The sequence below is a fragment of the [Bacillus] enclensis genome, assembly GCF_001456935.1.
Taxonomy (GTDB): Bacteria; Bacillota; Bacilli; order Bacillales; family Bacillaceae_B; genus Rossellomorea; species Rossellomorea enclensis.
Genome location: NZ_KQ758482.1, coordinates 36617 through 58728, shown reverse-complemented (window position 1 = coordinate 58728; position 22112 = coordinate 36617). Strand labels below are relative to the sequence as shown.

Sequence of the window (22112 nt, the reverse complement as noted above, 5' to 3'; positions counted from 1 at the left end):
AAACGTCTTACAAACAATCATTCTATTTCTTCAACAACAAATACATAAAATAAGGCGCCCCTATCAATGCAATCATGATGCCGGCAGGGATACCGTCCGGCTCCAGGATGTTCCTGCCGATGGTATCGGCAAGCATCAAGAGCCAGCCGCCAAGGAGAATGGCAACGGGGATGAACATCTGGCTGCGGGGGCCGACCAGAGCTTTTGCCATATGAGGAGCCATCAAGCCGATAAAAGCAATCCCTCCTGTAACCGATACTGCAGAAGCGGCCAATGCCACGGCTACAATCAGCATAAGGAAACGTTCCCGGTTAACCGAGATCCCGACTCCGATTGAGACAGGTTCACTCAGACCCAGAAGATTCAACATCTGAGACTTATAAAGTGTCAGCGGGATCAGAACGACAAGCCAAGGGACGATTGCCCAAATGAACGGCCAGTCGGTACCCCAGATGCTTCCTGCAAGCCACTTGGCAATGAAGTCCACTTTCTGACGCTCAGCGGCTGAAATCAGGATGATCATCAGTCCTGAGAAAGCCATCGAGAAACCGACCCCGACCAGCACAAGGCGCACAGGCTGGATGCCATTTCGTTTACTGTAAGAAAACAAGTAGATCAAGCATGCTGTGAGCAGGGCTCCCACGAAAGCAACGATCGGCAGCAGATAGGCAAAGGAGGCGGCGTCGATCGGGAAGAACAGAAAGAATACGGCAATCGATACTCCCGCTCCTGAATTGATGCCGATGATGCCCGGGTCTGCCAGGTCGTTACGGGTGATTCCCTGCAGGATCGAACCGGATAAGGCCAGCGCCATACCCGCCAGGATGGTAATGATGATCCTTGGCAGCCTGATTGAAAACAGGATGAATTCTTCTTTGAAGCTTCCATATCCAAACAGGGTGGGGAGCAGACGGTCATACGATACAGATGAATAACCCAATCCGATACCGATAAAGGCCGTTAGAAGGATCAGGACAGAAAGCATCATAAGGAGCAGTCTTTGTTTTTTGATTAAGTCAGGATGTATCATCAGAAACCTTTCCCTCCTTTATGGACGATGAACAGGAAGAAAGGCAGTCCCATTATCGCAACGATCGCCGCTACAGGGGTTTCATAAGGGGCATGAATGGTGCGCCCAAGCGTATCTGCCAGCAGCAGGAATGATGCCCCAAGCAGGGTGGAGACAGGTATGATGAACCGGTAATCCGTACCGGTGATCACGCGTACGATGTGAGGGACCATCAGTCCGATGAACACCATATTCCCCACAAGTGCAACAGCCGCCCCCACCAATAAAATTATGACGATAAATAGGATCGTTTTAATAAAAGCGGTCCGCTGTCCCAATCCCACGGCAACTTCTTCATTCAGGCTGAGAATGGTAAGCTGCCTCGACAGAATAATCGAAAGGATGATTCCTGCAGCTATGAACGGTCCAATCATCTGCAGCTGTCCCCATGTAGTCCCGATCAATCCTCCTGCCGTCCACATCGATACATCTTTTGAAAGCTTGAAGAACAGGCCGGTACCTTCAGCTATTGCGAATAAGAATGCAGAAACGGCTGCTCCTGCCAATACAATCCGAAGGGGGGAGAAGCCGCCTCTTTTCAAAGAACTGATCCCGAACACCATAAGGGCTCCGGCCCCGGCACCGATAAAGCAGGCGATCATGATCCCGAATGAATGAACAGAAGGCATGAAGGCAAGGGTGACGGCCAGCGCGGCATTCGCCCCGGCTGTCAGTCCCAAGAGGCCCGGGTCTGCAAGCGGATTACGGGTCATTCCCTGCATGATGGCACCTGAAACTGAAAGGGCTGCACCGACAAAGATGGCAGCCACTGCACGGGGAAACCGGATTTCCTGAAGCATGGCTGTTTTTTCATTCTCATCCATAGAAAAGAGGGCGGACCACACATCTTTTATCGTTGTATCTGCTGCACCGAAAACCACCGAAATGAGAAAGCAGGCGGAAAAAATCACCAATGAAACTATTAATTTTGTGATAAATGGAATATATCGCTGATTAGAAGTGGTCATTATTCATCATCATTTCTTTTTGGAGTATAAAGGAAGAGGAATCCTTGTGATAAGAATTCCTCTTTGAAAAGATTAATTGCTTAAGAATTTTTCCTTGAAGAAGTCAAGCTGATAATCAAGGGTAAGTGGATCGTTGAAATAGAATTCCATCATATTCACTTCAAATACCTGGTTATTCTTTACGGCAGGGATGTTTTTATATGTCTCTGTGTCCATGAAGGAATTATCCGCTTTCGGGTCTTTACTAAGAATGATATAATCTCCAGCAAATTCAGGAAGTACTTCTGTTGAAAGGGCGAAGTATCCAGGTTTCAACGCTTCTTCTTTTACTTTTTCAGGCATCTTCAGATCCATTTCCTGATACAGGATCTCAGTGCCGCGTCCCCAGTTGTTTCCGTAAACGTAAAGCTGCTTGTTGAAGCTTTCAATGACTGAAACAGTCGCATCTTCACCGATTTTCGCTTTGATGTCATCTCCTGCTGTTTGGGCACGCTTCTTGAAGTCATCCACCCAGGCCTGGGCTTCTTTTTCTTTGTTTAATAGTTTACCAATTTCGATATGCTGTGTGAGATAGTCTGCTTTTCCATATGTAAATGTGACGGTAGGGGCGATTTCGTTTAGTTTATCAACATTTTTGATATTGGACAGGCCGATGATAAGATCTGGATTAAGCTCAATGATTTTCTCGAGACTTTCATCCGTGACTTCTTCAACGCCCTTTAAATCATCTTCCCAGCGCGGGTTCATTTTCGACCAGGAGTCGACACCGACAAGGTTCACATCAAGAGCCATTACATTTCCTGCAAAAGAGGAAAGGACAACGACACGCTGTGGATCTGCAGGAACTTCAACCGGTCCGTTTTCTGATTCGTATGTGATTGTTTCGGTTTTATTGTCTTTTTTCTCTTTATCATCTTCTTTTTCCGATGATGAGCCATTGCCGCAGGCACTAACCAATAGCACCAACAGCAGCGTAAGCGGAAGCATCCATTTTTTCATGTTGATCTTCTCCTTTGAGTAAATTGTATGTGATACACATTGGCTTATTTGTTCGAGGGTCTCTGCCGATTGCAGCGTCAATATTGAACACTTTTTTTAACACTTCATGGGTGATGACTTCTTCACAATTACCGGCTTTCACGATTTCTCCTTCTTTCAGTGCGACGATATAATCGGCAAAGCGTGCAGCCTGATTCAGATCATGAAGCACCATGACGATGGTACGCTCCTGTTCGGCATTTAATTTCTGCAGCAGCTCCAGTACTTCGAGCTGGTGGGCCATGTCCAAGTATGTAGTCGGTTCGTCAAGGAAGATGATGTCCGTTTCCTGGGCCAGGGCCATCGCAATCCAAACCCGCTGCCGCTGGCCGCCGGATAGAGCGTCGACTTGTCTGTATTTAAAATCAGTGATACCCGTCACCTCAAGCGCCCAATTGATGACCTCGTAGTCTTTCTTGGACAAGCGGCCCATTCCTTTTTGATGCGGGAAGCGTCCATAGGAAACCAATTCTCCGACCGTCAATCCGCTGGCGCTTTCGGGAGTCTGGGGAAGGATCGCCATTTTTTTGGCCAGTTCCTTCGTATTACCTTTTGAAATATCTTCGCCGTCCAACAGGACATTGCCGGACTGATGAGAGATGATGCGGGTAATCGCTTTCAATAAAGTCGATTTTCCACAGCCGTTTGATCCGATGATCGTAGTGATTTTCTTATCAGGGATTTCAACGCTGAGATCCTTGACAATCAGTTGGTCACCATAGCCAATGTTGATTTCATTTGTATATAGGCGAACCATGTTGAGCCCTCCGTTTATAGTGGATTGAATGATAACGATTCTCATTCTCGAACAATATCCATACTATAATTCTTTTTTCCTTATGTCAATAGAATGATTGTTGTATCTTGGAAGAAAAAGATGTAGTATGTAATTGAGAATGATAATCAATAGTGATTGATTACGGGGAGTGGACGGAAATGAAAGAGCAGGATATTTATGATGTGACGATTATTGGAGGAGGTCCGGCGGGGCTTTACTCTGCTTTTTACAGCGGGCTAAGGGAAATGAAGACGAAAATCATCGAGTATCAGCCGATGCTGGGCGGAAAGGTGCATGTATATCCTGAGAAAATGATTTGGGATGTAGGGGGACTGACGCCCACACCTGGAGCTGAATTGATCAAGCGGCTCGTGCAGCAGGGATTGACTTTCGATCCCGAAGTCGTCCTGAATGAGAAAGTTGAGAGCATCACACGTAACGTGGATGGACTGTTCATTCTGGAGGGGGCATCGGGCCGGAAACATTACTCCAGGACTGTGATTGTCGCAGTGGGAAGCGGCATCATCAACCCTCAAAAGCTTGATATTGAGGGAGCGGAACGATTCGAGATTTCCAACCTCCATTATACGGTGAAATCGCTGATGAGCTTCAAAGACAAGACAGTGGTCATATCCGGCGGGGGCAACTCTGCAGTCGATTGGGCAAATGAATTGGAGCCGATTGCGAAAAAAGTGTATGTCACCTATCGCAAAGAAGCACTGAACGGTCATGAAGCTCAGTGTGCTCAACTGATGAACAGCTCTGCAACCTGTATCTTTCACACTTCCATCACTAAGCTGATGGCCGGGGATGATCATGAACGCATAGAAAAGGTTCAGCTTACAAATCACCGGACAGGCGAGGTTTCGTATCTTGAAATCGACGAAGTGATCATCAATCATGGATATGAAATTGATTCGTCGCTGTTGAAGAACAGCAGCCTTGACATCAAGATGGCGAATGATTTCTATGTCGAAGGAAACTCTGTCAGCGAGTCTTCGGTAGACGGCTTATATGCAGCCGGGGATATCCTGATGCATGAAGGGAAAGTCAATTTGATAGCGGGTGCTTTCCAGGATGCAGCTAATGCAGTCAATAAGGCGAAGACATTCATTCAGCCGGAAGCGGAAGAAAGGGCGATGGTTTCTTCTCACAATGATGTATTCAAACAGAGGAATAGAGAGCTGGTCCGGCAGATGGTGAAATAACCGAATAGCAGGATCGGAAAACAAAAGAAAAGATGCCGTCCCTGAATCGACGGCATCTTTTTTATATCCTTTAATTAACTTGATGCACTCTGTGTTCCTGTTTATCTTCTGATCCTCTCTTGTTCACGAGGAAACCGATCAACAGGACTGCAGCAGTGAGTCCGATGGTAATGAGGTAGGTGAAAGGACCTTCATGGATATTCAAAAGGTCCATGAATTGATGGTCCCTTACAATCATCTCTCCGGCAGTATACGCGAGGATCCCTGATCCGATATAGGCGATCCAGCGGTACTTCTCAAGGACTTTTACAATCAATTTGGAACCGAAGATCATGATCGGGATCGAAATGAACACCCCGAGGGCGATCATGCCGATATGACCATGGGCAGCACCTGCAACGGCCACCACATTATCAAGACTCATGACGGCATCAGCCAGGATGATGGTCCCGATTGCTTGTCCGAGTCCTGTATGCGCCTTGATATCGGCGTCCCCTTCTTCTTCTACCAATACCTTATAAGCAATCCATAGAAGCAAAATGCCCCCGATTAAATGGACATATGGAATTTTTAATAAGTATACAATAATCGCAGCGAACAGGATCCGCAGTATGACCGCACCTGCAGTGCCCCAGAAAATAGCTTTATTCTGAAGTTCCTTGGGCAGGCTTCTCGTCGCCATTGCGATAACGACAGCATTATCCCCCGATAGTATGATATCAATGGCTATGATTTTTAACAGCGCAATGATGGCACCTGAAGATATGACAAGTCCCAGTGGAAATAGAAAATCCATCATGGTTCCTCCTCTTAAGTTGAAATCTATCAATAAAACGCAACTTATTCATTTTAACATAAAAGTAGAATGATAGAAGGTACAGCCGTTTTATCCGGGAGGAAATCGGGTGTTTTAATAAGCAGGGAAGTGGTTAAACAATTAGTACTATTTAATCAAGGAGGACGTTTCACTTTGGCTAATATACTTGTATTGGGAGCCATCCTGTTTATATTTTTCAACTTAATCTATTTTTTCAAAAACAAAGAATTCCAATATAGTTACTTCAGCAAGAAAATGTTCTATAAATTATTTTTTGTGCTCGCCGGAATCACGGTTGCCTTTGCGGTGCTATATTATGGACTGGGGGCAAACGGTACCGTATTAAAGTACAGTCTGCCGGATGGACAGGCCGTTCCGCATCGCTTCACCAACTATTTATACTTCAGCGGGGTAACGATTCTATCAGTGGGGTATGGTGACTATCTGCCGGTTGGGCATCTGCGATTCTTCGCCCTAATCGAGGCAGCGATCGGGCTTCTGCTGCCATCCGCCTATTTTATGAAAATGCTGAATTCCAAAAACGGAGGATAATCCTGGTCCGTCCGCCACTGCTCTTCCGCAGAGGGGACGGGCCTTTTAATATGTTGAATAATTGTCACTTGTGATAGGGCATTGAGATACATACAATAAAAGGAGAAAGTTGTTCGGAAAGGGGAGAGGACGGGATGCGGAGCATTCAGAAAGTCATTTTCATCGCATTCGGATTTATTTTCATGGGACTTGGCATCATTGGAATCGTGCTCCCGCTCATCCCCACCACACCGTTTTTATTACTGGCTTCTTATTTTTTTGTGAAAGGGTCGAAGCGTTTTGAAGTCTGGTTCAAGGGGACGGCTGTGTATAAAAAGCATTTAGAAGGATTTGTACAGAATCGTTCGATGACATTCCGTCAAAAGGCCATTCTCATGGTGTTTTCCGATGTGATGATTTTGCTGCCGTTTTTCATGACGGATAAATTAATCGTCAAGGTCATCCTGAGCTTGATCATAGTGTATAAATATTATTATTTTATCTTTAAGATAAAGACGGTTAAAGTGCGGAGTTATTAAAAAAAGTAGAGAAATTTTAAAAAGGTTGGGGCAAAACCTTGAAGTAAAGGTCTAAAGGGCGAACATTATAGTGTGGACTCTAGACAACGCTAATGATTTCCGTGCAAGTCTTCGCTTTCCGCGGGTAGCCCGTGAGCCTCCTCGGCAAGCCTGCGGGAAGAAAAGCGGAGGCGGCTCGCCCAGAGGCGACCAGCATAAGGCGAGCAAGCCGGAAAGGCGCTTTTTGCCTTTTTGGCTTGCTTGACTTATGACCTCGAGCCTCTAGCCGCCGGAGCTGGACAGGTCTCACCTGTCTAGCTGCAGGGCTTAGAGGCACATGTCATAAGTCAAACCGACCAAGAAGGCAAAGAACGCCTTCGTGGTCGATTCGCCTTATGCCACACGCCTCTGAGCAAAGCCCTTCCGCTTTTCTTATAAGCTACTCTTCCCGCAGGAGTCTACGTCTTGCACTCCAATCAACCGCTGAATGAGTTAAACCCTAAATGTAAAATGAACAATTTAAAACCCGAGCTAATTTGCCTAACCTCATGCAAATTAGTTCGGGTTTTTTACATGGACTATATTACTTGTCCCAGCCTTTTTTAACTGTTCAAGAGGCCATTTACCACAATGACGGCTTAACGACCATGAACCACAGCATGGCAAGAAGGAGGATGAGGTAGGTCCAAATGGTCCGCTTCAACTTTGCGGTCAATGGTTCGCGCTCCTCGCCGGGGTCATTAAATCTTTTGAGCGTAGGGGAAAAAGCCCTGGCTAGGAAGAACAGCGAGCAAAACATGATGAAGAGGGTCATCAAGATCCACGGGGTGCCCCATGTCCATGGCCCCATCAAGACCAATAAGACGCCCGAACCGACGAGCACATGACCGGCATGTTTTGACAGCCGCACTGTGAAACGGAAGGTGTCCAGATATGGATTCAATTCTTCTCCTGAAGCGGCCTTAAGCTTCTTGATCATCGGGAGCAAAATAAAAAATGGCCCGATGGACGCCACCACGCTCAGAACGTGAAGATAGATGATAAAACGATACACTAAATCCATCTTCGCCGGCCTATTTGTTCACAGGACTGAATTCATGCACCCATACACGCATTTTGGGATGCCACGGCATACCGGGATGGTAAGAGAGGATGGTTTCTTTATATTCTTCTACGGTTTGAAAGCCTTCCTGCTTGGCATGTTCGTCTGTCAATTCACCAAGTGCCTGGGAATAAACTTTATCCACTATGTATTTTTCCCCTTTAAGCTCCATGATTTCGCCTTCATCGGCATAACGGCCATTACGGCGCGTAGCTGTTTTTTTACCCTGAAGCACCAATTCCACATCTTCCTCTTTCGTAACGAGACGCTCGATGCTGCATGTCTTAGGCGGTAATTCTTGTTTATTCATCGTAATCGCTCCTTTCGCTCTTAACTATAGCACATAATTATCAGAGATATTAGCAGCACTTGGATTTTCTCTTGTCTGTAATAAGGAAGGACAGTATAAGATCTATTTGTAATTATCTTCAAAGAATTTCGCGATTCACCGTAGTAAAGAAGAATAAGGGGTGATATGATGGAATGAAATGCAGCGAAGACAGAAACTGCAAATTTTTTTTGAAAAGGTCTTGAGTAGAGTGAAAAAGTGGCAGACTTACTTAGTGTTGGTGTTCATTATGATGATTTGGGGATTCAATGTCCCGGCATTGAAAACCCTGGTGACGGAATTCTCTCCAGTGACCATTACATCCCTTAGGATTTTCACTGCAGGAATCACTGTATTTATCATTTTGGGAATCATGAAAAAAATACGGAAACCGACCAGGCGGGAGAGCGTCTTTATCATCAGTGGAGGGCTGCTGAATGTCGTAAGCCACCATTATTTTCTTTCAGTTGGTCTTACACATACGACTTCCACCAATGGGGGACTGATACTCGGAACGGGGCCGCTGCTGACGGCACTCCTGGCTTCCATTATTCTAAGGAACCGGCCGACCGTCATAAAAGTGATTGGCTTCGTCCTGGGCGGAATCGGCGTATCGATCATTGTCCTGTCGGGGGGAGAAGGGCTCGGCAATCTGAACAACGGGGATGCCATGGTATTCATTTCGATTTTTTCACAGGCACTCAGCTTCATCATCATCAGCCGTGCTGCCAAGACATTGGATCCACGGCTTTTGACTGGGTATATGCTTGTGTTCGGGTCGATGATTTTATTTATCATTGGGCTGATAACAGAGCCAGGGGAAATTTCTCAACTGGATAAAGCCTCCATTGGGATATGGGTGCTTTTCCTCGCTTCCGCCATGCTCGCAACGGCCGTCGGGCACATGCTCTACAATCATTCAATCGGAAAGCTCGGTGCGGCCGAGACGTCGATCTTCCTTAATCTCAACACCTTTTTCTCATTGGTGGGGGCGGCCCTGTTTTTAGGAGAAAAAATCACTTCCTACCATTTACTTGGCCTGGTGTTCATTATCCTCGGTGTCATCTGCGGGGCGGGAACGCTGGAAGAACTCATCATTAAACGTAAACGGCAAAGGTTCTATGCTAAAAAACAACATAAGCATCATTTTTAACCAAGACATGCCACTTAAAGGCATATTATCCCGTCCTGTTCAATAGTATAGAGGGGAGTATGGAGCAGGAGGGATAACCAGGATGAATGAACAGCTTCAAAAGTTAATCAATAACTTGATTCAAATTGAGCATGTTTCCACTACCTTATACTTAGCTATGTCCGCTTATATGGCCAATCAGAATTATACCGGGATGGCAAGCTGGCTTAGGCTGCAATCGGAAGAAGAACGCACTCATATGCTCACGTTGATCGATTATCTGACGGATAAAGACGGCATTGTGGAAATACAGGAACTGCCAGCGCAGCCAAAAGAGTTTGGTACGCCCCTTGATACATTCAAGAAGGTGTTAAGCCATGAACAATTCGTTACAAATTCATACAGACAGGCATACAATTATGCCCTACAAAACGATCCGCAGACAGCCTTGATCATCCAAGATTTCTTAAGGGAGCAGATAGATGAAGAGGCCCAGGCCAAAACAATCGTTGACCGGTTGACTCTGGCAGGCGATAATCCGGCTGCCATTCTTGTCTTGGATCAAGAGCTTGGTCAACGTAAAGCAGCTCCTGCAGCAGGGGGCTGAGCAATTCAGTTGGGAGAAGCCGGACAATCATTTCGAACTCTTTTAAAGAAGAATTCAAATGAGTGTTCGGCTTTTTTGCTGTCTGTGAATTTATTAATGGGTCAGTTCCACCCGATCTTTACGATATTTATGTATATTCCAAGAAAAATAAAGGGTTTTTCTTTAGGAGTAATGAATTATAACTATATCCATAGTATAGTGATAAAGTCACTTACCCTTTGAACGTTCCCGGACTTTACGGTACTTATGTCACGGGAGGATAAAATCAATCGACAGGGACACACTATACATACTTTTACGGAGGTGTTGAGTGATGGAAAACAAACCATATCACTACGATGGAAGCAGCCACACGGCCAGCGGCGCACCAACAGAAAACGAACCATTCAAATTGACTGAAGAAATGAGAAAAAATCTCGGAGCCAACCCGTTTGGGGCGGCTGCTGAAGAAGAGTAAGAAAAGATGCTGTCTTAAGTGGCAGCATCTTTTTTTATTAAGCTCTTTTCGTATACTTTGTTGCTTAACACACACAAGAAAATACCGGAACTTGGGTATTTTCTGATTTACTTCTACCTGTGGTTTAAACTTGAATTCGAAAAGAGCACGTCCACAAGAAGCATTCAGGCTCCTAGGCATTACGAAAAGCATTAATCTTTTAGAAAACAGCCTCTTATTGAGAATAGAAAATCAATTTTTCCACAAAATGAATAAGACGAAAAAATTGATGATGAGGAAGGGTTAATATGACAAAAGTATTATATATCACCGCACATCCGCATGATGATACCATGTCCTACAGCATGGCGGCGGCAAAAGCTTTCATCGACACCTATAAAGAAGTGAACCCGGAACACGAGGTTGTACATATCGACCTATACAAGGAGCATATCCCCCATATCGATGCCGATGTTTTCAGCGGCTGGGGGAAATTGCAGTCTGGAAAAGGGTTTGAAGAATTGTCCCCGGATGAAAAACAGAAAGTACAGCGTTTGAACGAACTTTCCGATCAATTTGTAAAAGCTGATAAATATGTGTTTGTCACTCCTCTATGGAATTTCTCCTTCCCGCCTCTCATGAAGGCATACATCGATTCGGTGGCGGTTGCAGGTAAAAGCTTTAAATATACTGCCGAAGGGCCGGTCGGGCTGTTGACCGATAAAAAAGCCCTTCACATCCAAGCGCGCGGAGGTATCTATTCAGAAGGTCCCGCTGCCTCAATGGAAATGGGTCACCGCTACCTCGATATCATCATGCAATTCTTCGGGGTACCGTCGTTCCAGGGATTATTCATTGAAGGCCATGCAGCCATGCCTGACAAAGCAGATGAAATCAAAGCAGACGGCATTGCGCGCGCAAAAGATCTGGCACATAGTTTCTGACAAAAGAAAAGCACCCTCGCCTTATAATGAAAAGGCTGAAGGTGCTTTTTCTTATATAATCGCTTTTTTGTCAAGCTCTCCGGCCTTCGGTTCCGGTACAAAAGCAAGGATGGTCAAACCGATGATGAATAGAATGACAAGGCTGAATACCCCGCTGCTTGAATCACCTGTCACCTGTGCGGTCACACCGACAAGCAGGGGGCCGAGGATGGATGCAAACTTTCCGAAAATATTATAGAATCCAAAAAACTCATTGGAGTTTTTCTTTGGAATCAATTTGGCAAAGTATGCGCGGCTGAGCGCCTGGATCCCGCCCTGTGAAGAAGCGACAAGCATCGCGAGAATCCAGAAATCCAGGGTTGTCTCAAGGAAATATGCATAAATACATACAATGATATAAACACAGATCCCGACGTAAAGCATCTTTTTACCTGTAAAACGCTCCGCAAGGCGTCCATATAAGATGGCGAATGGACCTGCAACCACCTGTGTCACAAACAGGATAATCAGAAGATTTGTCGCCGTAATGCCAAGGTCGGTCCCATAAGCGGTCGACATTGTAATGATTGTTCCGACTCCATCGATATAGAAGAAGTAGGCAAGAAGAAACAGGAACAGGGCGCGGTACTGACTGATTTCTCTCAATGTTTTTCCCAAACGCCTGAAACTGTTCGCGACAGGCTTTTGTTCACGCTCGATGAAATAGCGCTGATGGACATTTTTTATAAGGGGGATTGAAAACAGCCCCCACCAGACAGCGGTAATCATGAATGCGATTTTACTGGCAAAGGTGGTTGAAAGCGGAATGAGGCCATTTTGTGAAAGCACAATGATTGCAATGCTGATGATGAACGGAATGGTACTCCCGATATAACCGAAACCGAATCCACGGGAGGAGACTTTGTTCATTCGCTCTTCAGTCGTTACATCTGTCAGGAAAGCGTCGTAGAAGACGTTTGATCCTGCCGACCCTATCGCTGCAACGGTGTAGAAGATGAGAAGCAGAAGCCAATTGTCGCTGGGTATAAAGGCAAGTGACGCCGTGAAGATGATCCCGAGGGCAAAAAAGAACGTAAAGAACTTCTTTTTATACCCCTGGTAATCGGCAATCGTCCCGAGGATCGGACTCAGCATGGCGAGAATGAATGTGGCGATGGCAACGGTATAACCCAGATAGGCAGTCGAATCAGAAGGGCTCACGCCGGCATTTTTTGCAGCGGCCTTATAAAATAATGGGAAAACCGCCGTTGAAATAATGATTGAATAAGCGGAATTGGCCCAGTCATAAAAAATCCAGCTGTTTTCTTCCTTGGAAAATCGCTTCATAAACTATTCCTCCCCGGGAACATATTCGTTTTATTAATCTTTATTCATCTATAAGTTCTTGAAGTACTTTCCCGTCCGTACTTCCAAGGTCGAGGCCCAAAAGCCTTGCAAATGTGGGGCCTTCGTCAACAAGGTGCATACCGGGCAGTTCTTTATGAGGAACAATCCCTTTTCCCCATGCCATAAAAATCGTATGATAGTTTTCTTTTTTTGGAGAGTAGCCGTGCGAGCCCCATGTGTACCGTTTTTCTTTTACATCTTCAGGCGTAATAGTATGGATTAAATCTCCTTCCAGAACATCTTTGAAGTAGTAGCCGAGCTCGGCTTCCAGCATGAACGCACACGACGGATCTGCGCCCATTGCCCCGGCTTCTTCACCTGTGTAAATTTGTTGAATTCCATTCGAACGGGACCGATGCAGTTCATATAGGAGATGTTTCACCTCATCGTTAATGGATGGGTCTCTTATATAGACATAGGCAGAACCGTCGCAGCCTTTACAATAAGCTTTCCAGTCGATTATCCTTCCTTTGGGGTCCAGGGAGATGAATCCTTTTTTATTAAACAAACTGTTAAGTTGAATGGCCTTTGTTTCATCAAGTGCGCTGTGATCACCAAGCGCAATGACTGTAGAATTATGATAGATTCCCGATTCTTTTAGGGCAGAGATTATTCTCCCGAGACGGTCGTCATGGCGGCGGATGGCGGCATTTGCTTCCTGAGATGAAAATCCATGGTAATGCCTCTGTGTATCAAGGTCTGTAAAATGGACAAGAAGCAGTTCCGGCTTCTTGTCTTTGATGGTCGCAACAGTCGATTCGAGGACAAAATCATCAAGTTCAGGCTGATTGAGCCCTTTTCTGATGTGACCAAAACGGCGGTTCATCTCCAGCTGATAAAGAGGGGTGCCGTTGAATAAGGAAACCAGGATTTGATTATGCCAGGGCCGGTTGGCGAAAATCTCCGGCATATTATAATCGATATCCGCTTTTGCAGTGACTGGCCACAAAAGGGCAGCAGTCTTCATGCCCGCTTTCTTTGCTTCATCATAAAGGGTTGTTCCCTTTACATGACGGCGGTGCCAGTACCAGTCGGGAGAGACTCTGCCCGGCTGGATGAAGGTGTTATTGATGATACCGTGCCGGTTCGGAAAATTGCCGGTAACAATCGTAGCATGACACGGATAGGTCACGGTCGGATAAATCGATTCAACATTTTTACACAGTGAGCCTGTGGAAAGCAGCTCTTTGAAGTGAGGGAGTTCCTTAAGCTTGGAATAATCCAGGGCCGATAAACAGTCAAATGAGATGACGATCAAGTGATCGGTAAGACGAGTCATAAAGTCCTCCATCATGGTAGATAAGTTTGTACTATATACCTATTAATATAACAGAAGATTCAGAATAGGGAAGTGGTTTTTCCAACTTGGACAGATGGTGGATAAATACGCTGGGGCTGGCAAAACTTTCGTATAGAATACAGGGTTGGCTCCTGAGCAAAAAGGGTAAGGAACATTGATAATCTCATAAAAGCAATATATGATGACAAAGGGCGGATGATGGATACCCGTCCTGGTCATAAATTCAACACTGGGAGTGTAACTGCACATTGAGCGGTTTATTCATTTTGATTTTTATCATAGTCACTTTTTTTATCTATTCCATTATAAGTACGATTGTCATAAGGAAAATGGATATTAAGATCATCAGAAGGGTCCCCCAAGAGAGGACGATTGCGCTGACATTTGATGACGGGCCTCACCCCTTGCATACAAGTGCACTGTTGGAGATCCTCAAAAGACACGGGGTCAAAGCAACGTTCTTTGTTGTAGGGGAGAATGCAGAGCAGAACCCCGGACTGATCAAAAGGATGGTGGATGAGGGACATTCTCTTGGCCTTCACCATTACAGGCATATTTCCAGCTGGTTCCTGACTCCATGGGGGTTAAAGAAGCAATTGGAGAGGACAAATGAAGTATTAAAAAGGATTACCGGCGAAGGGACATATTTATACCGTCCGCCTTGGGGACATCTCAATTTTTCCTCATTGATGTTCGCCAACCGATACCGGATCATCATATGGTCACATATTTTCAAGGATTGGAAAGTGAAGGAATGCAAGGAACATCTGAGCCGCCGTTTGAACCATTCGGATTCTGAAGGGGCAGTGTTTGTGCTTCATGACAATGGAGCGACGCTGGGTGCCGATGAGGATGCGCCGAAATATATGGTAGAATGCGTGGATGCATTCATAAAAGATGCACTGGAGAGGGACATCCGGTTCATTTCTCTTGACGAAGCATTCCAGTAGAAGGGATATTGGCATGGGCAGTGAACAAATCATTCAATATATTCAGGAATACAGTTATTTCATCATTTTTATATTTTTATTCTTTGGCATTGTAGGAATACCTTCTCCGGAAGAATCGCTGCTGTTTTTGATCGGGGTCTTAGCGGCACATGGTCAATTGTCCATGTCATGGGGCATCCTGTTCGCATTCCTGGGAACGTTTGCCGGAATGCTGGCAGGATACTATGCAGGTAAATATGTCGGTTATCCAATCATCATAAAGTATGGGAAATGGGTTGGACTGACAGAAGAGAAGGCAGTCAAATTTGAGGCGCAGTTCACTAAGAATTCACCGAAGACCCTGATCATCGGTTTTTTTATGCCTGGACTGCGCCAGGTCGCTCCTTATCTGTCCGGGATATTTTCACTGAACATACTGAGATATATGTTGATTACAGGAGCGGGATCGCTTCTATGGAGCATTTCATACATCCTTCTGGGATGGGGGCTCGGCAGCACGTTCCCTATCAATCCCAATTACGTCCCTTATTTAGGGGTGGGACTTCTTGTCATTTTTATTTTGACGACGTTGATCCAGTATGTAAGGAAGAAAAGGAAAGAGAGGGGAAAGATATGAAAATCATCCTATTATCCATGTTCAGCGTACCTACTGGACATGTCAAAGTAGCAGAAGTCATGCAGCAGAAGATTAAAGACAAACATCCGGATGCAGAAGTGAAGATCGTTGATTTCCTGTCTTTCTCAAATCAATGGCTCGAAAATGCAGTCTCAGGATTCTATTTGAAGTGGATCAAGGCTTTCCCGGAGAGTTATAAAAGGTTTTATGCGCAGTTGATGATGAGCGAAGAATATACGGGTATGTTAAAGAGCTTTTCCGTATTCTCCATCTATTTCGAAATGAAGCTGAAAAGATTGGTTGAGGAAGAGCAGCCGTCCCATATCATCTGCACTCATTCATTTCCATCCAGGATTCTTGGGAAACTGAAGAAAAAATCCCCGTCCTTTTCAACGAAAACAATAAATGTATATACTGATTTCTTCATCAATGGAGTGTGGGATAAAGAGAATATAGATTTTCATATGGTGCCAAGCAGTGAAGCAAAGGACGAATTAATCCGGCAGTATTCAATACCGTCAGATCGAATCTTTAACACAGGGGTGCCGGTTTCCAATATCTATAAAGACAAGACCGGGAAATCAAAAAACACATCCTTAGGAAGAAAACATCTCCTGGTTGCAGGCGGGAATAATGGCTTATGTGTCTTGAACGAATTTATGATGAATCCTTCCGGGGCAGAACATTTTACTTATACTGTCCTTTGCGGGCATAACAAGGAATTATTCGATAAATTATCGGGTTTACCTAATATCACCCCATTAATGTATATCGATGATCGTGAAGAGCTGAATGCCATTTATGATTCAGTTGATGCCATCATTACAAAGCCTGGCGGAGTAACGATTACGGAAGTATTAAATAAAAGGATACCGATCTTTATACATGATTATTTGCCGGGACAGGAAGAGGTCAATTTGGAATTCCTAAAGGAAAAGAAACTCGTCTACTTATTGAATAGTGAGGATCCGCTGGAAATCATCACGAATGTCCTTAAGGATAAACGGGAAATGAATGATTATCTTGTTCGGCTGCAGCAGTATCTGTCTTCGATTTCCACTTGTGTGGATGAAAGCTTGAATACGCTGCTGAAGGTGAATCAGGAAGACTCGTTGGTGAAGCCTTCTCTTAATAAGACAGGCGTTACGAAAACCATATTAAATTAATAAATGCCCGTCTCTGACAATGAGGGACGGGCATTTGCTTTCTACATTTAATTAGTATTTGATTGTGTTTCCTACTTTGCTGCCGTCTTTTATGTCAATGGTGCCTGAGTATTCGACTGTGTCGATTTCGCAGTTTTCCCCGATGACTATGTTTTTTCCTCTTACCAGCTTTGCCCTGGTGTGTTCAAGGTAGATTTCGTCTCCTTCGATTAAATCCGATCGGAGGTAGTCGTCACGCTGCATGAAAAAATTCACTACCTGTTTGATCAGAGTGGAGGAGTGCTCGTTTTTCACCTCAATGATTTCGCCGCCGATTTCCTTGATGAACGATTCATGGCTTAGTTTAATATTAACCTTATCTGCACTGAGCAAACCGTTGATTGTCACTCCGCCTCTCGATATGAACGTTTCAACCTCACATTCTTTCTCTACTTTCAGTGCGCCGTGGGACCGGAGTTCTCCTCCGTGAACCTTCCCCTCTATTTTGGTAGAACCGCTTGAACTGAATTCCTTGCAGGTCAAATTCTCAGATATCCTGCTTGATCCGCTAACAGACATTTCCGCAGCCGTGACGGATCCTTCGATTTTTGTACTTCCGCTGACTGTGATTTCCTTGGCCTGGATATTTCCTTCGACCTTCGAAGATCCGCTGCACTTAAATTCTTCAGAGGTGATGTCCCCGTTTATTTTTCCGGAACCGGATATTTTAAGGTCTCTGCATTCGATATCGCCTTGAATCGTTCCGCTGCCGCTGATTCTTACTGAGTTGAACTTACCGCCGCCCGACGTACCCGATCCGCTGATTTTTAAATCATGCAATTCCTTTTTCTCAACTGTGCTCATACTGAATTCCTCCTGTTTATCCATTTATTTCATTCGTTAAAATGATTTTTAATTCTTCAACCATCTGGAGTAAATCAAGCTTCACAATCGTCTCAGCTGACTGGTCTGTCAAAATGCCGGTCTGCAGCGGAACTAACAGCCAAATGACGTTTTTCTGTTTCTTAAGTCCCCTGAGTTCAAATGAAGGACTGTTAAATGCATCGAAATCTTTCTGCAAAAAAAGAAAGAGGGTCTTTAAGTCGTCTTGGTCCAAGCGGCTCTGCACTTTTTCAAATATGAACATATTCAAAATTTCGGGGAACTCTAATGCATTACCGTTTTTTAAAAAGGGGGTGCAGAATGAAATCGTTTCTGTTCGAAGAATCTTTTGCAGCTTCAATGCATCCAGTGATAATTCAATCTTCGCTGGATTTGGTGAAAAGAAATCTGAGAGTTCATCCAGGGAGTGGGTATCTTTCAATTCCTTCACCTTTTTTATCCGTGCCAGCATTTTTTCTCTTGGAAAGTAAGTTTCCTGACCTGTGAAACTGGATTTTTTAATAAACCATTCTTCGGGAATGACGTGTTTTCGTTTCCAGCGGTAAAGCTGACCATAAGAAATCCCTGTCAGTTCCAACACTTCTTTTTTCGAAATCAAATTGTCATCCAAGGAATAATCACCTCAATGCCTTTTGTAACAAAACATTGTTACGTTACTTTATATGAACTATAGCAGAACAATGTTACGGTTGTAAAGATGTTTTTTCCAGTTTTTGTTTTCTGGTAAAAAGATAAAGCCCGTCCTGTCCTGCATAATGCAGGGGGACGAGCCTTCGTTTTATCTATTTGGGCGTTTGTTTTCAGGCTGTTTAAGCCAGTATCGGAGCCCTTTACCGGCAAGGGGCTCATCATTATAACGGGGAATGATGTGAAAATGGCTGTGGAAAATGAACTGATTTGAGACTTTTCCTGCATTCCATCCGAGGGTGTACCCGTCTGCTCCAAATCTCTCATCAAGATACGTTTTAGCTTTTTGCAGAAGTTCATATGTATCATTCCACTCCTCTTTCGTAAGGGCGAACGCATCCTGCTGGTGTTTCTTTGGGACAATCACGCCGCATCCTTCAAGGACATCCTGCTGCTGATTGTGCTGAAGGAAGTAGCATGTGGCATTTTCAAATATGATGTTTTGATCGGAATCTTCATGCGGGTGGCAGAAGGGGCATTTGGTATCTTCTTTCATGAATGTCACTCCTAATTGTTTGAATATTTGTTCCATTTGAAGTATACCATGATTTCATACAGGAGCAGGTACCTAAGCGGACATTACTTCATGAGAGATGACAGAAACCTTAACATACCATTCATTCCAAGAAATGTTTAGACCGACAGACTGCGGGTATAGAATCACCATAGTATTTTACATAGTAAAAGAGAGGAATGAGGGAATGAGTAACGAGAAAAAAAGCAAAGTGAACGGCAACAGCAAAAATGAACAGCTTGAAGAGTATCGTGTAGATGACAGCGGGAAACATCTGACGACCAATCAAGGGTTGAAGGTATCAGAGGACGAGTTTTCGCTAAAAGCGGGCGAGCGCGGTCCCACATTGATGGAAGATTTCCATTTCCGTGAGAAGATGACACATTTCGACCATGAGCGTATCCCCGAGCGGATCGTCCATGCAAGGGGATTCGCAGCCCACGGTGAATTCGAAGTCTATGAATCTATGAAAGAATATACGAAAGCTGGATTTTTACAGGATCCTTCCAAGAAAACCCCTGTATTCGTCCGGTTTTCAACGGTGGCAGGAAACAGGGGGTCCGCCGAGACGGTCAGGGATGCCCGCGGATTCGCGACCAAATTCTATACGGAAGAAGGGAACTATGATTTGGTGGGGAATAATATTCCCGTTTTCTTCATCCAGGATGCGATCAAGTTCCCGGATCTGGTACATGCGATCAAGCCGGAACCACACAATGAGATGCCCCAGGCAGCAACAGCACATGATACATTCTGGGACTTCATCGCCAATAACCAGGAATCAGCCCATATGGTCATGTGGGCCATGTCCGACCGTGCGATACCGCGAAGCTTCCGCATGATGGAAGGATTCGGGGTTCACACTTTCCGGTTTGTGAATGAAGAAGGCAAAGCCCACTTCGTTAAATTCCATTGGAAACCGGTCCTTGGGACTCACTCCCTTGTCTGGGACGAAGCGCAAAAAATCAACGGTAAGGATCCGGATTTCCACCGCCGCGACCTGCATGAGTCGATCGAGAATGGAGACTACCCGGAATATGAGCTCGGCGTGCAGCTGATCAAGGAGGAAGACGAATTCAATTTCGACTTCGATGTACTGGATCCGACAAAGCTTTGGCCGGAAGAAGAAGTACCGGTTAAAATCATTGGGAAGATGACGTTGAACAGAAATGTGGATAATGTATTCGCAGAGACGGAACAGGCAGCTTTCCACCCTGGATCAGTCGTGCCTGGCATTGATTTTTCAAATGATCCTTTACTCCAGGGCCGCCTGTTCTCTTATACAGATACACAGCTTATCCGTCTTGGCGGACCGAACTTCCATGAGCTGCCGATCAACCGTCCTGTCTGTCCGTTCCATAATAATCAGCGTGACGGGTATTCCCGCCATACAATCAATAAAGGCCAGGTGAGCTACCATAAGAATTCCCTTGCTCAAAACACCCCGGCACCAGCAAGTGAAGAGGAAGGCGGCTATACCCATTACCAGGAAAAGGTGGAAGGCCGCAAAGTCCGTACAAGAAGTGAAAGCTTCAAAGATCATTTCTCCCAGGCCGCCATGTTCTGGAACAGCATGAGTGAAGCCGAGAAAGAACACATCATAGACGCCTTCAGCTTTGAACTCGGTAAAGTCATGAGCAAATCCGTCCAGCAGCAGGTAGTCGATATGTTCGCAAATGTGAGTCTTGAGATGGCAAAAGGATTTGCGGAAGCAATCGGGGCCAAGGTTCCAGAGGGTCCGGGCTCCACAGTGACAAAATCTTCTCCTGCTTTAAGTCAGGAGAATACGGTCAAGAGACCTCATACACGAAAAGTTGGAGTCATTGTCAAGAGCGGCTTCAGCGGCAGGGAAGTCAAAAGCGTGCTTAAAGAATTGAAAGAAGAAGGCCTTCAGCCGGAAATCATCAGCAGCAAACTGGGTATGCTGAAAAGCGGTGAAGGGGAAGAGCTGGAAGTGGATCATACGTTCTTGACATGTGATTCCGTTCTGTTTGACAGTATCTATGTTGTCGGCGGAAAAGAGCTTGATAAGAAGTTCAAACAGGATACTTCTTATTTTGTAAAAGAAGCCTTTGTACACTTCAAACCTATTGGTGCAACCCATGAAGGGGTCTCCTTATTGAAAGACATCGGCATCGGACAATGTGCAGGTGTTGTGACAGCTGAGAAAATAGACACATTTACATCCGATTTCATTGAAGCGATTGCAGCCCATCGTCACTGGAATCGAGAAATCGTCTGAATAAGAGGAATCTGAAATAAAGGCTGAGACAAAAGTGTTTTGTATAAGTGAAACCCGGACTGCTTTGCATTTTAGTTAGCAAAGCAGCCCGGGTTTTTATTTGTTTCATAACAATTTGTTTTGCTGTTTCCAGCGGTTGATTGGAGTGCAAGACGTAGACTCCTGGGAGAAGAGTAGCTGATGAGAGACGTGTCTAGCTCCAGCGGCTAGAGGCTCGAGGTCATAAGGTGAGCAAGCCAAAAAGGCAAAGTACGCCTTTCCGGCTTGCTCACCTTATGCTTGTCGCCTCTGGTCAAGCCGCCTCCGCTTTTCTATTTGTCTAGCTGCGGGGCTTAGAGGCACATCTCATAAGTCAACTCGTCCAAGAAGGCAAAAAACGCCTTCATGGCCGATTCGCCTTATGCCACCCGCCTCTGAGCAAAGCCCCTCCGCTTCTCCCACCCGCAGGAAAGAAGTGACGAGGAGGCTCACGGCCTACCCGCGGAAAGCGAAGTCTTGCACGGAAATCAAAAGCGGGTTTAGAACCTAAACTACCACTAGCCTCTTAATTCCCCGTTGAATTTATTTCAATGCCACCCTATCAATCCATTCACCCATTTTGCTAGATACTAGTTATCTATAACAAACACTTCCATATGGACAACCATAGTATATTAAAGAAATGAACAAGGAGGTGGATATTCATGCCAAAAGGTCCAGCTCACCATGCTGCTGCAGAAGAATTTGATTACTTTAAGCTTCTTCTAGTCTTGTTAGTAGTGGCGTTCTTGATCACATTAGGTGTGGCTCCGATCGCTGCACTAATTATCGGGATTGCTTTACTGATTATTTTAGTTATCAGCGCATTATTTTAAGAACAGATGAAAGACGATGGAAAGCGGTTATCACAACCG

General features: G+C 45.1%; 24 protein-coding genes. 12 read left to right on the top strand and 12 right to left on the bottom strand.

What is annotated here, in order from left to right; translation table 11 throughout:
• Window positions 1-22: 22 nt before the first annotated feature.
• From AS034_RS00305 to AS034_RS00290, 4 genes are all read right to left on the bottom strand, one after another.
• Window positions 23-1030: a FecCD family ABC transporter permease gene (locus AS034_RS00305; RefSeq protein WP_058297016.1), complete on the bottom strand. Its 1008-nt coding sequence runs from the start codon at window positions 1028-1030 to the stop codon at window positions 23-25.
• Entirely contained in the window at window positions 1030-2037 is a 1008-nt protein-coding gene (locus tag AS034_RS00300) for a FecCD family ABC transporter permease (protein WP_058297015.1), read from the bottom strand. The genes AS034_RS00305 and AS034_RS00300 overlap by 1 nt, the downstream gene beginning before the upstream one ends.
• Before the next feature lie 72 nt (window positions 2038-2109).
• Window positions 2110-3036: an iron-hydroxamate ABC transporter substrate-binding protein gene (locus tag AS034_RS00295; RefSeq protein ID WP_058297014.1), complete on the bottom strand. Its 927-nt coding sequence runs from the start codon at window positions 3034-3036 to the stop codon at window positions 2110-2112.
• Window positions 2987-3832 carry an ABC transporter ATP-binding protein gene (locus AS034_RS00290; RefSeq protein WP_058297013.1) on the bottom strand — a complete coding sequence of 282 codons (846 nt, stop codon included), beginning with the start codon at window positions 3830-3832 and terminating at the stop codon, window positions 2987-2989. Before AS034_RS00290 ends, AS034_RS00295 begins: the two co-directional genes overlap by 50 nt.
• Before the next feature lie 179 nt (window positions 3833-4011).
• Here AS034_RS00290 and AS034_RS00285 point away from each other — a divergent pair, with 179 nt between their 5' ends.
• Window positions 4012-5061, top strand: a complete 1050-nt coding sequence (locus tag AS034_RS00285; RefSeq protein ID WP_058297012.1) for an NAD(P)/FAD-dependent oxidoreductase — start codon at window positions 4012-4014, stop codon at window positions 5059-5061.
• A gap of 70 nt (window positions 5062-5131) precedes the next feature.
• On the opposite strand, the gene AS034_RS00280 is transcribed toward AS034_RS00285, so the two are convergent.
• Window positions 5132-5857 (bottom strand): TerC family protein, encoded by a 726-nt coding sequence (locus tag AS034_RS00280; protein WP_058297011.1) that lies wholly within the window; start codon window positions 5855-5857, stop codon window positions 5132-5134.
• 174 nt (window positions 5858-6031) lie between these two features.
• On the opposite strand from AS034_RS00280, the gene AS034_RS00275 reads away from it, so the two are divergent.
• Window positions 6032-6430 carry an ion channel gene (locus AS034_RS00275; RefSeq protein ID WP_058297010.1) on the top strand — a complete coding sequence of 133 codons (399 nt, stop codon included), beginning with the start codon at window positions 6032-6034 and terminating at the stop codon, window positions 6428-6430.
• 134 nt (window positions 6431-6564) lie between these two features.
• Window positions 6565-6948 carry a YbaN family protein gene (locus AS034_RS00270; protein ID WP_058297009.1) on the top strand — a complete coding sequence of 128 codons (384 nt, stop codon included), beginning with the start codon at window positions 6565-6567 and terminating at the stop codon, window positions 6946-6948.
• A 601-nt stretch (window positions 6949-7549) separates the two neighbouring features.
• On the opposite strand, the gene AS034_RS00265 is transcribed toward AS034_RS00270, so the two are convergent.
• On the bottom strand, window positions 7550-7990 hold the full coding sequence (locus tag AS034_RS00265; protein WP_032086278.1) for a hypothetical protein: 441 nt from the start codon (window positions 7988-7990) through the stop codon (window positions 7550-7552).
• 10 nt (window positions 7991-8000) lie between these two features.
• On the bottom strand, window positions 8001-8339 hold the full coding sequence (locus AS034_RS00260; protein WP_058297008.1) for an ASCH domain-containing protein: 339 nt from the start codon (window positions 8337-8339) through the stop codon (window positions 8001-8003).
• Window positions 8340-8517: 178 nt separating this feature from the next.
• Between AS034_RS00260 and AS034_RS00255 the strand changes: the two genes are divergently transcribed.
• The 4 genes from AS034_RS00255 to AS034_RS00245 all read left to right on the top strand — a co-directional run bounded on the left by AS034_RS00255 (window position 8518) and on the right by AS034_RS00245 (window position 11476).
• On the top strand, window positions 8518-9510 hold the full coding sequence (locus tag AS034_RS00255; RefSeq protein ID WP_082641586.1) for a DMT family transporter: 993 nt from the start codon (window positions 8518-8520) through the stop codon (window positions 9508-9510).
• A gap of 82 nt (window positions 9511-9592) precedes the next feature.
• Window positions 9593-10096, top strand: coding sequence for a ferritin (locus tag AS034_RS00250; RefSeq protein WP_058297007.1), 504 nt, complete (start codon window positions 9593-9595; stop codon window positions 10094-10096).
• Between the two features lie 313 nt (window positions 10097-10409).
• Window positions 10410-10553, top strand: a complete 144-nt coding sequence (locus tag AS034_RS22900) for a hypothetical protein (protein WP_169792797.1) — start codon at window positions 10410-10412, stop codon at window positions 10551-10553.
• A 287-nt stretch (window positions 10554-10840) separates the two neighbouring features.
• The gene (locus AS034_RS00245; protein ID WP_058297006.1) at window positions 10841-11476 is read left to right on the top strand and encodes an FMN-dependent NADH-azoreductase; all 636 of its coding nucleotides are present in this window, start codon (window positions 10841-10843) and stop codon (window positions 11474-11476) included.
• A 51-nt stretch (window positions 11477-11527) separates the two neighbouring features.
• Here the strand turns inward: AS034_RS00245 and AS034_RS00240 are convergent, their stop codons facing one another.
• Complete coding sequence (locus tag AS034_RS00240; RefSeq protein ID WP_058297005.1) at window positions 11528-12802, bottom strand: MFS transporter; 1275 nt, start codon at window positions 12800-12802, stop codon at window positions 11528-11530.
• A 40-nt stretch (window positions 12803-12842) separates the two neighbouring features.
• A complete protein-coding gene (locus tag AS034_RS00235; RefSeq protein ID WP_058297004.1) occupies window positions 12843-14141 on the bottom strand; it encodes an alkaline phosphatase family protein in 1299 nt (432 codons plus the stop codon).
• A 287-nt stretch (window positions 14142-14428) separates the two neighbouring features.
• Between AS034_RS00235 and AS034_RS00230 the strand changes: the two genes are divergently transcribed.
• From AS034_RS00230 to AS034_RS00220, 3 genes are read left to right on the top strand one after another with little or no spacing between them, the layout of a single operon-like run.
• Window positions 14429-15112, top strand: coding sequence for a polysaccharide deacetylase family protein (locus AS034_RS00230; RefSeq protein WP_141687639.1), 684 nt, complete (start codon window positions 14429-14431; stop codon window positions 15110-15112).
• Between the two features lie 13 nt (window positions 15113-15125).
• Window positions 15126-15728 (top strand): DedA family protein, encoded by a 603-nt coding sequence (locus tag AS034_RS00225; protein ID WP_058297002.1) that lies wholly within the window; start codon window positions 15126-15128, stop codon window positions 15726-15728.
• A complete protein-coding gene (locus AS034_RS00220) occupies window positions 15725-16894 on the top strand; it encodes an MGDG synthase family glycosyltransferase (RefSeq protein ID WP_058297001.1) in 1170 nt (389 codons plus the stop codon). Before AS034_RS00225 ends, AS034_RS00220 begins: the two co-directional genes overlap by 4 nt.
• A 51-nt stretch (window positions 16895-16945) precedes the next feature.
• Here AS034_RS00220 and AS034_RS00215 read toward each other — a convergent pair whose 3' ends face one another.
• The 3 genes from AS034_RS00215 to AS034_RS00205 form a co-directional block, all read right to left on the bottom strand.
• Window positions 16946-17737, bottom strand: a complete 792-nt coding sequence (locus AS034_RS00215) for a polymer-forming cytoskeletal protein (RefSeq protein ID WP_058297000.1) — start codon at window positions 17735-17737, stop codon at window positions 16946-16948.
• Window positions 17738-17753: 16 nt separating this feature from the next.
• The gene (locus AS034_RS00210; RefSeq protein WP_058296999.1) at window positions 17754-18386 is read right to left on the bottom strand and encodes a DUF4004 family protein; all 633 of its coding nucleotides are present in this window, start codon (window positions 18384-18386) and stop codon (window positions 17754-17756) included.
• Between the two features lie 168 nt (window positions 18387-18554).
• Window positions 18555-18959, bottom strand: coding sequence for an HIT family protein (locus tag AS034_RS00205; RefSeq protein ID WP_058296998.1), 405 nt, complete (start codon window positions 18957-18959; stop codon window positions 18555-18557).
• Between the two features lie 205 nt (window positions 18960-19164).
• On the opposite strand from AS034_RS00205, the gene AS034_RS00200 reads away from it, so the two are divergent.
• Window positions 19165-21219, top strand: coding sequence for a catalase (locus tag AS034_RS00200; RefSeq protein ID WP_058296997.1), 2055 nt, complete (start codon window positions 19165-19167; stop codon window positions 21217-21219).
• A gap of 683 nt (window positions 21220-21902) precedes the next feature.
• Complete coding sequence (locus AS034_RS22590) at window positions 21903-22073, top strand: hypothetical protein (protein ID WP_156416127.1); 171 nt, start codon at window positions 21903-21905, stop codon at window positions 22071-22073.
• Window positions 22074-22112 lie beyond the last annotated feature (39 nt).

What these genes read in the sequence shown, in the direction of transcription:
- AS034_RS00215 (WP_058297000.1), bottom strand. Translation starts at nt 17,737, where the DNA reads ATGAGCACAGTTGAGAAAAAGGAATTGCATGATTTAAAAATCAGCGGA.
- AS034_RS22900 (WP_169792797.1), top strand. Translation starts at nt 10,410, where the DNA reads ATGGAAAACAAACCATATCACTACGATGGAAGCAGCCACACGGCCAGC.
- AS034_RS00240 (WP_058297005.1), bottom strand. Translation starts at nt 12,802, where the DNA reads ATGAAGCGATTTTCCAAGGAAGAAAACAGCTGGATTTTTTATGACTGG.
- AS034_RS00225 (WP_058297002.1), top strand. Translation starts at nt 15,126, where the DNA reads ATGGGCAGTGAACAAATCATTCAATATATTCAGGAATACAGTTATTTC.
- AS034_RS00260 (WP_058297008.1), bottom strand. Translation starts at nt 8,339, where the DNA reads ATGAATAAACAAGAATTACCGCCTAAGACATGCAGCATCGAGCGTCTC.
- AS034_RS00255 (WP_082641586.1), top strand. Translation starts at nt 8,518, where the DNA reads ATGCAGCGAAGACAGAAACTGCAAATTTTTTTTGAAAAGGTCTTGAGT.
- AS034_RS22590 (WP_156416127.1), top strand. Translation starts at nt 21,903, where the DNA reads ATGCCAAAAGGTCCAGCTCACCATGCTGCTGCAGAAGAATTTGATTAC.
- AS034_RS00220 (WP_058297001.1), top strand. Translation starts at nt 15,725, where the DNA reads ATGAAAATCATCCTATTATCCATGTTCAGCGTACCTACTGGACATGTC.
- AS034_RS00270 (WP_058297009.1), top strand. Translation starts at nt 6,565, where the DNA reads ATGCGGAGCATTCAGAAAGTCATTTTCATCGCATTCGGATTTATTTTC.
- AS034_RS00305 (WP_058297016.1), bottom strand. Translation starts at nt 1,030, where the DNA reads ATGATACATCCTGACTTAATCAAAAAACAAAGACTGCTCCTTATGATG.
- AS034_RS00290 (WP_058297013.1), bottom strand. Translation starts at nt 3,832, where the DNA reads ATGGTTCGCCTATATACAAATGAAATCAACATTGGCTATGGTGACCAA.
- AS034_RS00200 (WP_058296997.1), top strand. Translation starts at nt 19,165, where the DNA reads ATGAGTAACGAGAAAAAAAGCAAAGTGAACGGCAACAGCAAAAATGAA.
- AS034_RS00245 (WP_058297006.1), top strand. Translation starts at nt 10,841, where the DNA reads ATGACAAAAGTATTATATATCACCGCACATCCGCATGATGATACCATG.
- AS034_RS00285 (WP_058297012.1), top strand. Translation starts at nt 4,012, where the DNA reads ATGAAAGAGCAGGATATTTATGATGTGACGATTATTGGAGGAGGTCCG.
- AS034_RS00280 (WP_058297011.1), bottom strand. Translation starts at nt 5,857, where the DNA reads ATGGATTTTCTATTTCCACTGGGACTTGTCATATCTTCAGGTGCCATC.
- AS034_RS00295 (WP_058297014.1), bottom strand. Translation starts at nt 3,036, where the DNA reads ATGAAAAAATGGATGCTTCCGCTTACGCTGCTGTTGGTGCTATTGGTT.
- AS034_RS00235 (WP_058297004.1), bottom strand. Translation starts at nt 14,141, where the DNA reads ATGACTCGTCTTACCGATCACTTGATCGTCATCTCATTTGACTGTTTA.
- AS034_RS00205 (WP_058296998.1), bottom strand. Translation starts at nt 18,959, where the DNA reads ATGAAAGAAGATACCAAATGCCCCTTCTGCCACCCGCATGAAGATTCC.
- AS034_RS00265 (WP_032086278.1), bottom strand. Translation starts at nt 7,990, where the DNA reads ATGGATTTAGTGTATCGTTTTATCATCTATCTTCACGTTCTGAGCGTG.
- AS034_RS00250 (WP_058297007.1), top strand. Translation starts at nt 9,593, where the DNA reads ATGAATGAACAGCTTCAAAAGTTAATCAATAACTTGATTCAAATTGAG.
- AS034_RS00300 (WP_058297015.1), bottom strand. Translation starts at nt 2,037, where the DNA reads ATGACCACTTCTAATCAGCGATATATTCCATTTATCACAAAATTAATA.